Here is a 15,004-nt window from a genome sequence, read left to right as displayed (position 1 = left end):
TGCTTAACGGTCCCCGCTGAATACATGATTCCCGCTCCGCACGAATCGCCAACACATGGCCCATTTGGGACAAGGTGGGCATGGTGATTGTCTTGGTACTATAAAATTGGATCTTGTCTCATTAGTGGTTGGGTAGTTACAGACTTCGATTTTGTCCCTTTTCACCCCTTTAAGTTTTTTCCTTCTATTCCGATAAAACAATTGGACATAACCTTTGATGGCTTATCTGGTGTAGGGCTTCTTTGGCCGGAAAGTTCCTTCCACGTCGATGAGGGATATGAGTTACCCTCTCCTGCAGATATCCGATATGTGACGGGTCGTTTTCCTATATCTGTGAATTCTCGCGGAAATACAAAACAATAAACAGCTATGGATGGACCGTCAGTGAAGTGCTCACGGGCTTTCACCTTACTTTTTAATTGAAAAGGAATGAACCAATGAATGGAAAAGCGCCTCACACCACGACAAACTTGGAATGTCCAAACTCCAAAAGGAAATGTGAAGTCAATTTTGAAGTAAATGTCTTCCGTGGAGTGACGCATGGGGGTGTGGAGGCCATCACCTGCACGGAATTTTTGCACAACAATGGGGCTCCAACCTGCGGGCAGGAATGTATCCATTCATCTCAGGCGAAAAATATTCATGAAGAAGAGGTTCACAAGCATCAAAAAGAGCTGGGGAAAATAGGTCCCAATGTCATTGGATAGATGTTTAATCGGCATGTCTCTGCGTGTATGTGTAGTAATTGATGGCCAGGGAGTTACTTCAGCGCAAGATCATTAATGAAACAAAAGTACATTGTCAAAGGGAAATTTCACCACTCGTATTAAGGGGGACCATACATGAAGGGAAAGGCATTTAAAATTTTCGTGTTCGCTACCGCATTCACATTCTTTGGTGGCAGCCTGCATTTGCCGGTTTCCTTGGCATCATCCGTACTTTCATCCAAGGTAGATGTTGAAATTATGGTCAAAGTCAACCAAAAAGGGTTTTCAGACGAACGAGGAAAATTGTTTAGTCCAAAAAATTTCCTGAAAATTCCGAAAGGTCAGGTAGTGCGAATCACCTTTGTTTTCGATGAAAGCATGTCCAGCCTGTCTTATGGGGATACTCATCAAATTGCCATAACGGGGGCTGGAGGGACGAAAGAATCGGAAAAAATATGGGTATTCAGCAAAAAGTCAAGTATTACCTTGCAGAGCGGGAAAGACGGCGATGCGTTTCGAGCGTATTGCATTGTCGATTGCATTGGGATGGAACATTTAAATAATCTTTTAATTAAAGTGGTTTAACCGGTTTTTGATTTACGTTTCAACGCTGAAACGTTGGGTATATCGTTTCGGGAATGTTGAATTGTGAGTGCGACGGGTTCCATTCAGTGTGACCCATGGCCATGAGATATGCCCGCCTCCCCGCATCATGTGTGACCAAAAAATTATTGAGAAGCTTTGAGTCTGTTGATACGCTGGTGAGGGGTAGCGTGCGTTCGGAAGAGCAACCAGCGCGCCTTCCGATTTTTGTTTAGGAGAGTGGTATAACAGGAATGGTTATTACGGGGAAACCCGTTTTCTTTGTCTACCCAATTTTTCGAATTCAACGGCCAAAAACACGATTGTTGAAAGAATGAGACAGAGGCCGAGTTGGTCCGGAGTTAAGGGCATGGCTTGGAAGATGGGATTGAGGATAAACACGTAGATGGTGGCCATCTGAAGAGCCAAGGTGAGGAGCACGTCTCCCAATAACCAGAGTTTGGTCAACAGTCCCCCCTGAATAAATTATCCCTGCTCCGCACGAATCGCCAACACATGGCCCATCTGGGACAGGGGCAGTACGGTGAACACCATGGTTTGCCTTTGTTCTTGGTTAGCCTGATAGGCCCACATTTCAGTAGCCAGTGACACACCGCCCATATCTAGTCCTAACCAAAAGATATGTGGCCAGTGGCCACCGGCAAAGATGCTTTCATTCGGCGGGCGGGAAAAGCGGTGCGTGGGTTGAATGTAAGGGGACAGCCTTCATAGAGGTGTGCGAGTGAGACAGAAAATTCAGATTCTTCTGTGAATAATGAGTCAACACATCGTTAGAAGAGCATAAGGGGCCCTATGCAGTTCAAAAAATGGTTAGCTGAACGGCTCCCACGCGAGTTTCGTGATTGGCTCTGGGCGCGAAAGGTTGAGTTTGGGAATCGCCGAACCCGGGAGCTTGGTTGCCATCTTTCACATCGGATTCATCAGGCTGCGCAACAGGATTTCATACAATTTGAACGTGCTCTCTCGAATGGCGAGTGGGAGATCTATCGTGAAGAACGCCTGGAGACACTCCGTCGCTCGTTACCAGATCATTCAGAGAATTTGCGCACGGTTTCCTCCATGGTCACTGGCACTCTGAACCATGCCGGGTGCCGGATTGATAATGTCGTTTTTCAGGGGCATCGGGATCTGCCAGTGACGGCCAATCTCTATCGACCTGTTCGAGCCAGCCAGAAAATCCCTGCAATTGTCATCTGTCACAGCCATCACGATGCAAAAACCGAAGAGGAATTGCAATGTATGGGGATGACCTGGGCACAGCAGGGATGTGTGGTCTTCGTGATGGATCTGCTCGGGCACGGCGAGCGCCGACAGCATCCCTTTGTTGATCCGACAGACTATGGCCGCTCCTTTCGTGTTGATCGGCAAGACTATTATTTCCGGTCTGTGCTTGGCATGCAATTGGATCTGGTCGGCGAAAGTTTGATGGGTTGGATGGTTCAAGACGTGAAACGTGGCATTGACCTGTTATGGGCCGATTCACAGATTGACCGTGATCGCATTATTGTCCTCGGGGCCGTAGCAGGTGGAGGGGATCTTGCGGCGGTTGTTGGAGCCTTGGATGAGCGTGTGGCGGCATTGGTTGCGTTCAACTTTGGGCGCCTGTCGATGGGTGATTGGGACTCCACAAGAAATCTTCCTAATACGGCGCAATCGGGTTTTTGGCCATGGACTATTCTTTCCTCCCTGGCCCCTCGCCGGTTGGTCTATGGCCACGAATTTGGCTGGAACCCGGAGCATGATCCCGTTTGGAAGCGTCTTGAAAAAGTGTATGAGCTTTATGGTAAACGCGATTTCCTTCGGACGATTCACGGTTCAGGCCGAGTATCAGGGCATGGTTCTATGGATACCCATTGCACGAATGTCGGACCGGTTCATCGTGGGCAGCTCTATCCAATTTTTCAGGAATGGTTTGGCATTCCCATACCAGATCAAGAAGTGAATGAACCTCTTTCCAAGGCAAAACTTGCATGTTTGAATTTGGATACGCGCAGGTTATTCAGCCTGTATTCCGTTCATGAGGTGACACAGAGGATCTGCCAAAAACAGCTCAATAGCGTGCGGAGGGTGAGAGCATCACAAGAGTCACATGCACGGGCCGTGCAATTGCAGCATGAACTCGTCGAGGTTCTTGGGCCAATGACTCCCTTCACACCCTATCGAGTTCGATCCATTCGAAAAGGTTTTAATCGGTCCGAATATGTTGTGTTGGAAGTTGAAAAGAACCTTTTTGTACGCTTGCAACTTCTATGGCCTTCGGGTTTGCACTCAACCAAGCTACCGGTGGTAATTGGCATTGCGCAGGAGGGGAATTTTCCTCTGCGGAGAGAGCGTCGTTCGCTGATCCGGAGTCTGTTAGGGCAGGGGATCGCCCTCTGTTTAACCGAGTTGCGGGGGATAGGGGATGGTCGCCATGGCGAAATGTACCGCGGCAGAATCAGTCCGAGTGCCGGTGTCGCGGCAACAAGTCTGATGCTGGGTGAAAGTTTGGGAAGTTCCCGGGTTCGTGACCTGCGAACCGTGATTGACTATCTCAGAAACCGGGAGGATGTAGATCGAAGGCAGATAGGCCTATGGGGTGATTCTCTTGCTGTCAATAACGTAGCTGGAAACGAACTAGCTGTCCCCTTGGATGCGACACCGTTTCCAGAGCGAGGTGAGCCGCTCGGTGGAGTGGCAACTCTCCTTGCCGCACTTTTCGAACCACAGATTCAAGGGGTATACGTTCATGGAGGACTTATGAGTTTTGAGGCATTGCTGAATGAACCGTTTCTGTATCATCCAGCAGATTCTATCATTCGGGGATTGTTGCGAATAGCAGACTTGCCGGATATTGCGGCGGAGTTGGTTCCTCGACCCCTTAGGATGGAATCGTTAGTGGATGGGTGTAATCGCCAGGCAAGTCGTCAGCAGCTTGAAGAGGCCTACCATCTGGTTGGTCTTTCGTATGCTCGAGCAGAAAATCCGGATCGCTTTTCGCTCAAGGTTGAAAAATCGTCTGCGGATACAATCTCTCGGTGGTTTCGTCATACGTTGAATCTGCCATGACTCAAATCAAACTTCACTTGGCATTAAGCGTCTTTCCTCCAATGATGGCAAGGTTCTCGTCATGATGACAGAGATGGGACTACCAAATTATGACCTGGTCAACCAACCATGACGCTTGATCCATTTTTCGAATTCAACGGCAAAAAACACGATTGTTGAAAGGATGAGACAGAGGCCGAGTTGGTCCGGAGTTAAGGGCATGGTATGGAAGATGGGATTGAGGAAGGGCAGGTAGACGGTGGCCATTTGAAGGGCGAATGTGAGGACCACGGCTCCTAATAACCACGGATTACTTAATGGTCCTCGCTGCAGAAACGACTCCTTCTCTGAACGAATGGCTAACACATTGCCCATTTGGGACAAGGTGAGAACGGTGAACACCATGGTTTGCCATTGGTCTTGATTACCCTGATAGGCCCACATTTCGGTGATAAGCGACACACCGCCCATGAGCAGGCCCACCCACAAGATATGTTGCCAGAGGCCACCGGCAAAGATGCTTTCATTCGGCGGGCGGGGTGGGCGCTGCATGATGTTGCGTTCTTCGGGTTCCATGGCGAGGGCGAGGCCGGGCAGGCCGTCGGTGACGAGATTGATCCATAAGATCTGAATCGGGAGCAGGGGAATCGGCAGGCCGAATAAGGGGGCCAGGAAAATCGTCCAGATTTCTCCGGAATTGCTTGTCATCGTGTATTTCACAAACTTGCGGATGTTGTCATAGATCCGGCGTCCGTCCCGGACCGCAGTGACGATGGTCGCAAAGTTATCATCCAGCAGAATCATGTCGGAGGCTTCCCGGGCCACGTCGGTGCCGGTTTGCCCCATCGCAATGCCGATGTTGGCCTGGTTCAATGCGGGGGCGTCATTCACCCCGTCACCGGTCATTGCGACAAACTCTCCTCTGTTTTGCAGGGCTTTGACGATGGCAATTTTTTGCGTGGGTGTAATGCGGGCATAGACCCGGGTATGCTCAACAAGTTGGGTCAGTTCTTCAGGGGAACGATGTTCCAGCTCCCGGCCGGTTAGCACCGTGGTGTCCTTATTGATAATGCCGACGCGTGAGGCGATGGCTTTGGCTGTGCCGGGGTGATCGCCGGTGATCATGACGGGGGTGATCCCTGCTGATTGGCAGAGGGCGACCGCCTGCGCGGCTTCTTCCCGTGGCGGGTCCATCATGCCGGCAAATCCGAGGAAGGTGAGTTCGCGTTCGACAGTCGAGGAAGTCATTTCCGTGGGTGCTTGATCCCATTGCCGATAGGCCACCGCCATAACCCGTAAGCCTTCATTGGCCATCTGTTCGGCCTGCTCTAATAGACTGTCGATGTTTAGTGCCACAGGGCCGGTCTGTGTGAGCATGGATTGGCAAAGCGGAAGAAGTTTTTCCGGCGATCCTTTGGTAAAAGAGATGGTGTCCTTCTGCATGCGATGCATTGTCGTCATGCATTGGCGATCTGAGTCGAAGGGGATTTCTTCTATCCGGGGATTTGTGGCCTTTAAAATGGCTTTGTCATATCCGGCCTCCACGGCCGCCAGATACAAGGCCACTTCCGTGGGATCACCCAAGGTCTGGCCTTCGGTCTGTGCCTTTGCATCGTTGTTGAGCGCCAATCCCAGAAAAAACAGATGAATGGGATTGTGGAGGTCGGTGTCGCTGTCGGGTTGTCTACCCGCAGAAGGGCGCAGCATGTTCCCGGCCACCGACATTTGCTCCACACGCATGGAATTTTGGGTGAGCGTGCCTGTTTTATCGGAGCAAATATAGGTGACGGAGCCTAAGGTTTCCACAGCGGGCAGTCGCCGGATCAACGCCTGCTTTCGCGCCATTTTTCGTGCCCCCAAGGCCAGCGAAATGGTGACGACGGCTGGTAAGGCTTCAGGAATCGCGGCCACGGCCAGACTCACGGCCGTCAGGAACATGAGCACCGGCGGCTCACCCCGCCAGACGCCCACAGCAAACAACACAATACAGATGGCCAGAACGGCGAGCGCGAGGCGTCGTCCAAACACCGCCAGGCGTTGTTGTAAGGGCGTTTTGATGTCTTCGTCCTTATGCAGGAGCGACGCGATTTGTCCTAGCTCGGTCTTCAGGCCGGTGCCAATGACGATCCCTGTGCCGCGCCCATATGTCAGGAGCGTGCCTTTATAGGCCATATTCCGTCGATCACCCAGGGAAAGCTTCGGGTCGTCCAGGGGGTCGATCTGTTTGTCCACCGGGACGCTTTCGCCTGTGAGCGCCGATTCATCCACTTTGAGTTGAACGGCTTCGATAAAGCGAAGATCGGCAGGGATGAGGTCTCCGGCTTCCAGCAGGACGATGTCGCCCGGTACTACATCGAGCGTGGAGAGCGAAGCGACCTGTTGCTCACGTCGAATGCGCGTTGTAGGCGTGGCGAGCTTTTTGATAGCCTGCATGGCTCGGTCCGCCCGATATTCCTGCACAAATCCGATGATGCCGTTGAGTACCACGATGATAATAATCGCCAGGGCATCCAGACGCTCTCCCAACATGCCCGAGACAATGGCGGCCCCAATAAGCACCAGGATCATAAAATCGGTGAATTGATCAACGAAGATTCGCGCGAGACTGCGCTGGCGATGTTCGGGAATGGTGTTTTGGCCATGTTGGTACAACCGGCGGCGGGCTTCCCCGGCATTCAGTCCCGTGTGAGGATCGACTTCCAGTCGTTGACTAACATCCGGAATAGAGAGAGTATGCCAGACCGTGTCGCCTGGCGATGAGGGAGGGGTCTCCCCGCTATTGGTGAGTTTGTTGGGCATCTTGTCTGTTGTGACTCTAGCGGACTTTTCAAATATTGGGGAACGTGAATGCCGTTATCACGTTGATTTCAATTTTCAGACTTGGGATGAACACCTGATGATTCGGTTTTCCCCTGACCATGTTGTCATCTTGAGCCCTCTTCGACTCCGTTCAGGGCAGGCTGGGAAGATCTGTTCACTGGGTGACGAGGCTATGGCTCAGCCAGATCCTTCGTTTCACTCAGGATGACAATGTCTCCCTGAACGCGTGCCCTGCATTGTTGGTTCACCTTTCAGCAGAGGATTTCTGCTCGGAGCTCACCCAATGCTTGGCATGTTACTCCTCTTTAATTTGATACATCTCGTGGCATGCCAGGCATCTGGTCGTGATAGTCGACAGACGTTGAAGAATGTCCTGTGATGTCGTGCCCCCGGTGATCGCATCCGCCAATTCGTCAAAATCCCGATGTACGGACATTCCAAGCTGTTTGAGAGGAAGAGGAAGTTTAAGCATGAGCGAGGGATTGTCATCCACGGCCATCTTCATTCCGGCCGAACGGGCCGCCGCTGCAGCCTGAGCCTGTCCTTGGGTCCGGTCAGGATCGCTCAGGCCCGTCACGACGCCATGCACGGCCTGAAGGAGTTGCCGCATTTCCGTCAGGATAAAGTCACGTTCGGTTGGAGCAAGATGCACAACAGTTCGGCCATCGGCTGAAGGGGTGGTCGCCCCTTGAAAAAAGAACCAGCCCAGCAGGCCGGCGCTGACTATCCAGAGCATGAGAGCAATCCGGCAAAGATTTTTTGAGAAAAATGGTGAAGATGACAACTGGAGTCTCCTTAATTTTTTAATAACCTGTGGACATCTGCCTTGCTGCGTTCAGGAATGGACTTCATTTAGGGAATCAACTGGGGCATTTTTCTACATGGCCAATGATTTCGACTGTACCTCTTTTCCCCAATTTTTCAGCTCACTGCGTTGGGCCTATTCAAGATTGCTGAGGTTTTGCTAGTTGAATCTAGCATTTCAAGCTCTTACGAAATAAGGCATATCTCTTGCCAAATACCTTTATCAGTGAGTGCTGACGACAGGGATACATTCAGGTGAATTGAGACGAGGTCGATGATCCAAATCCGTATTCATGGCCGGGGAGGGCAGGGTGTGGTGACTGCTGCGGAGTTGCTTGCCTTAGCCGCATTCCGGGATGGGAAGGAAGCTCAGGCCTTTCCCAGTTTTGGATCTGAACGGACGGGTGCGCCGGTGACCGCATTCTGCCGCATCGATTCTCAACCCATTCGCAGTCGGGAGCCGGTCTATCATCCGGATGTCTTGCTCATACAGGACTCCACACTGCTGCATCAGGTGGATGTCTTTGCCGGATTGGCTCTGTCAGCCTTTGTTCTGATTAATTCAACACGAGATGTCGACGCGCTTCATCTCACGGATTTTGTCACCCAACATCCCGGAGTGCAGATGCAAGCACTCCCGGCATCAGATCTGGCCCTGAAACATCTTGGGCGACCCTTTGCCAATATCGGGATGGTGGCCGGATATGCGGCCCTGACGGGGGAAGTCAGCAAAGCTTCCGTGACGCAGGCCATCACAGAAAAGTTTCCGGGAAGGATTGGAGAATTGAACGGGGCGGTGGCCGCAGAGGTGTATGATTATGTGGCGGTCAATCTGGCCAAGGTGTAATGCAATCGAGGAATCAACAGACGACCATGAAACATCACATTGAAGGATCTCAAGCCGTGGCCCATGCCGTCGCTTTATGCCGGCCTGAAGTGATGGCTTGTTATCCGATCTCTCCTCAAACCCATATTGTCGAAACCCTTTCTCGAAAGGTGAAAGCCGGAGAAATCGGTAATTGCCAATTCCTGAATGTCGAATCGGAATTCGGGGCCTTAAGTGTGCTGATCGGCGCCTCGGCCATGGGCGCGCGAACCTACACCGCGACGACAAGCCAGGGACTTTTGTTCATGGCCGAGGCCGTCTATAACGCGGCGGGATTGGGTCTTCCCATTGTCATGACCATTGCCAATCGCGCCCTCGGCGCGCCGATCAATATCTGGAACGATCATTCGGATAGCATGTCCATGAGGGATGCCGGCTGGATTCAATTGTTTGCGGAAGATAATCAAGAAGCCGTGGATTTTCATATTCAAGCGTTTCGCCTGGCGGAAGAACTCAGTTGTCCGGTTATGATCTGCATGGATGGCTATATCCTCACTCATGCCTATGAGGTGGTGGATCTGCCCACGCAAGAGCAGGTGGATGCGTATCTGCCGGCGTTTGAACCCGTCCAGGTGCTAGACCCGCAAGACCCGGTGTCCATTGGCGCAATGGTCGGACCGGAAGCCTATGCCGAGGTGCGTTATCTCGCGCATGACAAGCATCTGCGAGCGTTAGAGGCGATCCCACGACTCTCTCAGGATTTTGAGGATATTTTTCAGCGTCGCTCTGGTGGACTGTTGAAGGCCTATCACACGGATGAGGCGGAAACCATTCTGGTGGCATTGGGATCGGTGAACGGGACCATTAAAGACGCGGTGGATGATTTGCGGAAAGAAGGATGGCCGGTCGGTTCTATTGCGCTCTGTGCATTTCGTCCCTTCCCCTCCCATGCTCTGCGCCACGTTGTTCAGGATGCCAAGCGAATCATTGTTTTTGAAAAAGACCTGGCGGTGGGGAAGGGGGGCATCGTGTCCAGCGATGTGAAGATGGCACTGCGGGGATTACCAACTATCGTGGATACGGTGATCGCGGGACTTGGAGGTCGTCCGATTCCTAAAGCCTCGGTCATGGATACGGTGAAGCAAGCATGCCTGGAGGGATTGGAGGAACCTCATTTTCTCGATCTGAATTGGGATGCCATTAATCGGGAATTGACTAGACAACAGGCGCAGCGGCGTTCGGGACCCACCGCAGAAAATATTCTCCGGGAAATTGGTGCTCGCGGTGCATCGCCCATTTAATTTTTAATTATGAGGCCGGCATGTCCTATCAACGAGTGAAATTTTATCAAACGGGAACCTTCACGGTTGGTAACCGGTTACTGGATGAATCCGATCGCACGGTCCAAGCGGGGATGGATCGAACGAATTCACTCAATTCCGGCCATCGCGCCTGCCAGGGTTGCGGTGAAGCGCTGGGCGCCCGCTATGCGCTTGATGCGGTGATGCGCGCCACCCATCAGCAGATGGTTGCGGTGAATGCCACCGGCTGTTTGGAAGTGTTCTCCAGTCCCTATCCGGAAAGTGCCTGGCAGATTCCCTGGCTGCATTCGTTATTCGGGAATGCACCGGCGGTGGCGAGCGGCGTGGCGGCAGCCCTGCGGGCCAAAAACAGGACGGATGTCCGAGTCATCGCCCAGGGCGGAGATGGTGCGACGGTTGATATCGGGTTCGGGTGTTTGTCGGGAATGTTCGAACGCAATGATGACGTGTTGTATGTCTGTTACGACAACGAGGCCTACATGAATACGGGAGTGCAGCGTTCGGGATCCACCCCGCCACGAGCCTGGACCAATACCACGCAGGCCGTGGGAACCGACCCCGGCAATCCCATGGGAATTGGAAAAAATCTGCCACGCATTGCGATGGCCCACGGTATTCCCTATGTGGCCACGGCCTCGGTGGCCGATCTCCATGATCTGGAGGCCAAAGTGACGAAGGCCATGAAATTCAGGGGCGCACGGTATATTCATATCCATGTGCCCTGTCCGCTAGGCTGGAAGTCCGATCCTGCGCATACGATCAAGGTCGCCCGCCTGGCGGTGGAATGTGGTCTCTTTCCCTTGATTGAAGCCGAAGGGGGCGAAGTGACCGATCGGACACCTATTAGAAAAAAAGTTCCTGTCGAGCAATATCTCGATCTCCAAGGTCGGTTCAAACATCTTTTGCATCCACGGGATGAGCGTGCTCTTGACGCGATTCAGGCGATGGCGGATGCGAATATTGATCGGTATCAGCTCCTTTCTGTAAAGGCATGATGATGGAACAGAAACCCTTTGCCATTACCTTGAACCCCGCTTCAAGCCTGGCCAACCATACGGGCAACTGGCGGACGATGCGTCCGGTCTATGTTGATCACCTTCCGCCCTGCAATCAGGGCTGCCCGGCCGGCGAAAATATTCAAAACTGGTTGTATGAGGCGGAGGAGGGGAAATATGAACAGGCCTGGCGGAAAATTATGGAAGAGAATCCCTTCCCGGCGATTCATGGTCGCGTGTGTTATCACCCGTGTGAAACCGCCTGTAATCGGGGCCAACTGGATCAGCCCGTCAGCATTCATGCCGTTGAGCGATTTTTAGGCGATTACGCGATTGACCAGGGTTGGCAGGTGGAGGCAGGCGCGGCAACCGGAAAGCGGGTCCTGGTCGTCGGCGCGGGACCGAGCGGTCTTTCTGCTGCGTATCATCTCGCCCGTTTGGGACATGCGGTGACAATTATTGAGGCGGGGCCAAAACCGGGAGGCATGATGCGGTTCGGGATTCCACAATACCGGTTGCCCCGGAATGTCCTGGACGCCGAAATTGCCAGAATTGTGGCCATGGGCGTCTCGATCCATTTGAACCAAAAAGTCGACAATTTAGAATCCTGCATCAAAAAGGGCGGATTCGATGCCGTATTTCTGGCCATTGGGGCTCATCTGAGTAAGCGGGTTGATATTCCCGGCCGGGATGCCGGACGGATGATCGATGCCTTGGGATTTCTTAAAGGAATGGATGGCCGTACTGTTCCCAAGATCGGTCGGCGGGTCGTCGTTTATGGTGGAGGTGATACGGCTATTGATGCCGCGCGAACCGCCACGCGCCTGGGTGCCGAGGAAACGATCCTGATTTATCGGCGTGATCGGGGGCACATGCCCGCCCATGATTTTGAAGTGGCGGAAGCCTTGGAGGAGGGTGTGATTACCCGATGGCTGCATACCATCAGACAAGTGGACAATACGACGTTGACCGTTGAAGAAATGACGCTGGATGAGCAGGGGCGCCCTCAACCCACCGGCCGGATTGAGACCCTGGAAGCCGACACGGTTATCCTGGCGGTGGGCCAGGAGGTAGATACCGGGTTTTTAGAGAATGTGCCGGGATTGGATATTTCTTCCGATGGGGTGATTCAAGTCGATGCCTCAATGATGACCGGGCGTGCGGGAGTGTTTGCCGGGGGGGATATGGTTCCTGCAGAACGCACGGTGACGGTGGCCACCGGCCATGGGAAAAAAGCGGCACGGCATATTGATGCGTATCTCCGCGGAAATGAGTATCGGAACCCATCGCCCAATACCATTGCGACGTATGACCGGCTCAATACCTGGTATTACACCGATGCGGATAAGAGTCGGCAGCCCTACCTGGATCTGGCCAGACGTCGCGCCAGCTTTGAAGAAGTGGTTGGCGGTTTGGATACGGACACGGCTTTGCTCGAAGCCCGACGCTGTCTCTCTTGCGGAAATTGCTTTGAGTGCGATACCTGTTATGGCGTGTGTCCGGACAACGCCATTATCAAATTGGGCCCCGGTCAACGGTACGAAGTGAATTATGACTATTGCAAGGGATGTGGGGTGTGCGCGGAAGAATGTCCCTGCGGCGCCATCGATATGGTGAAGGAAGTCAGATAGGAAGAGGACATTGGTGCACACAACGGAGTTTGGTCGTTGGAATAAGGACGAGGAGTTATTTGACAGCAATACACACGGCACAAAGGATGTGTCATACCCGGGAGAGGATGTATGAAATACCTATTAGCAGTTGATGGATCGGATCAATCGGTGGATGCGGTACGTGCGTTTGAAGCACTGAGCCCGGCGGAGAGCCTAATGGTACTACATGTGGTGAATGTGCCGGGTATCCCCTATCCGTCCATCGGGGCGGGGATCGCGAAAGATTTGAGATTGGCGGTGGACAAGGCGATGAGGGAAGAAGGCGAACGCATCATTGAGCAGGCATTGTCCCTCCTGCCTCTTCATCCGGGATCGGTCATGAGACGACTGGAAATGGGTACTCCTGCCGAGGTCATCCTTACCATGATCAAGGAGAAGGGAATCGATCTTGTGGTATTGGGGGCCAGAGGTATTGGTCAGATCCGGGAGCAGATGTTCGGGAGTGTTTCGCATCGTGTGATGACGCATGCGTCGTGTTCGACTCTGATCATTAAGAAGCCCACTCGCCAGATCCGGCAGGTATTAATTCCTGTTGAAAGTCAGGAGGACGGTGAGGTGGTGGTGCGGTTTTTGAAAAAAAAGCCATTCCGGGAGCCGATCGTTGCGACCGTTTTGCATGTCATTCCGTTTTCAGAACCGGTCTGGCCGGTGGGTGCGATGATTTCTCCGGAATTTCGAAAAGAGATGATCGCCTATGGGGAAGAATTTACGAACAGGCTCAGCGCGGAATTGAAGCAGATGGGGCATGAGGCCAAAGGGGTTGTCGTCGTCGGGGCACCCTCACACACGATTATTGAAGAAGCGAACAAATATGCTGCTGATGTGATTCTGATGCGAACACATAGCCGATCCGGGGTAAGCCGCTTTCTTTTGGGGAGCGTCTCCCATTCCGTGGTGCATCACACTGAGTCTTCAATTTTGTTTGTGCGGTAAAGGATCAATCTGGACAAATAATCCGTTTCCGAGGTTGTATGCATAAAACCTGGTACCTTATTGGTGCAATTGCGATAGGCGTGGTAGTTTTTCTCTATCTGGTGTTTTGGTGTCCCAGCCCCTGCCAGTAAGGGCAATCTCGATTTCAGTCGCACGTCCTCATGCATCCGCTGGCGACACAATTTTTGTCGACTGTGCAACCCTGTCCGGCTGAACTCCCGGAAGAGGTCGATCCGGTCCCATTGGAGTGGTAGACTGGAAGCTGGCTCCCCGGGCCTGCCGAATTTTTCCGCCTGTTCAGGCCACATTCCTGAAGAATCTGCGTTGAGAGATTGGGGGGGCGTTTTACAAACGTGTTCATAGAGGCATTCCGGTCCCATATATAGAGGGTATGGGGAGGACAGGGTGCCTTATAGGCTGGTGGGGCCTTCGAGGCGCTCAGAAGTTGACAGGCGACAAGAAACTAGATTGTCCGTTATAATATAGAAAACTGAGGAAGAAGAGGAATATTTTCTCTTTTTAGAAGGATATCAATACATGCTTAATAAATTGGTCAGAAAAATGGTTACACTGTTTTTAGGGTTTGTCTTGACCCTTAATCTGGTGTGTGCCAACAGTCTTTGGGCCAGTCCGTCCGTTCACCAGATTCCGCATTTGATCATTCCCATCCTGGGGACATCTCTCAATAAACATTTCAGGCCGGTGGGCATGGTGAGCCAGGTGGTGATTGATGTCTATGAGCGTCAGGATCGCAACGGCCTTCAAATTCAATTTCATACCGAACCAGGAAATTTTTCCTTGTTTGCCCGTAAGTCGATCCATGCAGCCATCACCCGGGCGCTGGCTGCTGCCAATCTTCCGTCGGAATCCTGGACAGTCCTCCTGAAATTTCCCTATAACGGCCTCACAGTGTATGGGGAAAGCCTCTCGGCCATGGTGGGACTGAGCGTGGTGTCCATGATCAAGGGAGACCATCTCCTGGAAGGTCGGGCCCTCACGGGAACGATCACGGAAAAAGGATCAATCGGAGCCGTGGGAGGGCTTCAACTCAAAATTTTAGCTGCCTACGAAAATCATTTTCAGCGTGTGTTGGTTCCAAGCGAGTATGATGTACGGGATGGTGATTGGCGAACCCCGTTTTTGATGCAGGTCTCACCAGTTGCGACGGTCGATGAAGCCTACTTTGGGCTGACCGGTCATCATTTGGCGACCCTTCCTTAAGACCTCCCTTTCAATTTTCCTGCAGTTACCCGCTAGGATGGATTTTGGCCTGCTGACTGGGTTCTTTACGATA

Annotated in this window: 13 protein-coding genes; 9 read left to right on the top strand and 4 right to left on the bottom strand. The window is 52.4% G+C overall.

Features of this window, described 5'->3' with window-relative positions; all coding sequences use genetic code 11:
* Positions 1–437 precede the first annotated feature (437 nt).
* Positions 438–707: a hypothetical protein gene (locus H6750_01185; protein MCB9772926.1), complete on the top strand. Its 270-nt coding sequence runs from the start codon at positions 438–440 to the stop codon at positions 705–707.
* Between the two features lie 135 nt (positions 708–842).
* Complete coding sequence (locus H6750_01180) at positions 843–1,292, top strand: hypothetical protein (protein MCB9772925.1); 450 nt, start codon at positions 843–845, stop codon at positions 1,290–1,292.
* Positions 1,293–1,550: 258 nt separating this feature from the next.
* Here the strand turns inward: H6750_01180 and H6750_01175 are convergent, their stop codons facing one another.
* Positions 1,551–1,757 (bottom strand): cation transporting ATPase C-terminal domain-containing protein, encoded by a 207-nt coding sequence (locus H6750_01175; GenBank protein ID MCB9772924.1) that lies wholly within the window; start codon positions 1,755–1,757, stop codon positions 1,551–1,553.
* Positions 1,758–1,775: 18 nt separating this feature from the next.
* Positions 1,776–2,012: a cation transporting ATPase C-terminal domain-containing protein gene (locus H6750_01170; GenBank protein ID MCB9772923.1), complete on the bottom strand. Its 237-nt coding sequence runs from the start codon at positions 2,010–2,012 to the stop codon at positions 1,776–1,778.
* Between the two features lie 90 nt (positions 2,013–2,102).
* On the opposite strand from H6750_01170, the gene H6750_01165 reads away from it, so the two are divergent.
* Complete coding sequence (locus H6750_01165; protein MCB9772922.1) at positions 2,103–4,358, top strand: acetylxylan esterase; 2,256 nt, start codon at positions 2,103–2,105, stop codon at positions 4,356–4,358.
* A gap of 87 nt (positions 4,359–4,445) precedes the next feature.
* Here H6750_01165 and H6750_01160 read toward each other — a convergent pair whose 3' ends face one another.
* Both H6750_01160 and H6750_01155 read right to left on the bottom strand, forming a co-directional pair.
* Positions 4,446–7,136 (bottom strand): cation-translocating P-type ATPase, encoded by a 2,691-nt coding sequence (locus H6750_01160; GenBank protein MCB9772921.1) that lies wholly within the window; start codon positions 7,134–7,136, stop codon positions 4,446–4,448.
* Positions 7,137–7,452: 316 nt separating this feature from the next.
* Positions 7,453–7,893: a hypothetical protein gene (locus tag H6750_01155; protein MCB9772920.1), complete on the bottom strand. Its 441-nt coding sequence runs from the start codon at positions 7,891–7,893 to the stop codon at positions 7,453–7,455.
* Positions 7,894–8,235: 342 nt separating this feature from the next.
* Between H6750_01155 and H6750_01150 the strand changes: the two genes are divergently transcribed.
* From H6750_01150 to H6750_01125, 6 genes are all read left to right on the top strand, one after another.
* Complete coding sequence (locus H6750_01150) at positions 8,236–8,808, top strand: 2-oxoacid:acceptor oxidoreductase family protein (GenBank protein MCB9772919.1); 573 nt, start codon at positions 8,236–8,238, stop codon at positions 8,806–8,808.
* Positions 8,809–8,834: 26 nt separating this feature from the next.
* The gene (gene porA / locus H6750_01145; GenBank protein MCB9772918.1) at positions 8,835–10,088 is read left to right on the top strand and encodes a pyruvate ferredoxin oxidoreductase; all 1,254 of its coding nucleotides are present in this window, start codon (positions 8,835–8,837) and stop codon (positions 10,086–10,088) included.
* Positions 10,089–10,108: 20 nt separating this feature from the next.
* A complete protein-coding gene (locus tag H6750_01140) occupies positions 10,109–11,104 on the top strand; it encodes a pyruvate ferredoxin oxidoreductase (protein ID MCB9772917.1) in 996 nt (331 codons plus the stop codon).
* Positions 11,104–12,735 carry an NAD(P)-binding protein gene (locus H6750_01135; protein MCB9772916.1) on the top strand — a complete coding sequence of 544 codons (1,632 nt, stop codon included), beginning with the start codon at positions 11,104–11,106 and terminating at the stop codon, positions 12,733–12,735. The genes H6750_01140 and H6750_01135 overlap by 1 nt, the downstream gene beginning before the upstream one ends.
* Before the next feature lie 111 nt (positions 12,736–12,846).
* A complete protein-coding gene (locus H6750_01130; GenBank protein ID MCB9772915.1) occupies positions 12,847–13,710 on the top strand; it encodes a universal stress protein in 864 nt (287 codons plus the stop codon).
* 537 nt (positions 13,711–14,247) lie between these two features.
* Complete coding sequence (locus H6750_01125) at positions 14,248–14,931, top strand: hypothetical protein (protein MCB9772914.1); 684 nt, start codon at positions 14,248–14,250, stop codon at positions 14,929–14,931.
* Positions 14,932–15,004 lie beyond the last annotated feature (73 nt).

This window comes from Nitrospiraceae bacterium, assembly GCA_020632595.1.
Taxonomy (GTDB): Bacteria; Nitrospirota; Nitrospiria; order Nitrospirales; family UBA8639; genus Nitrospira_E.
This window is presented reverse-complemented; position numbering and strand designations above follow the sequence as displayed.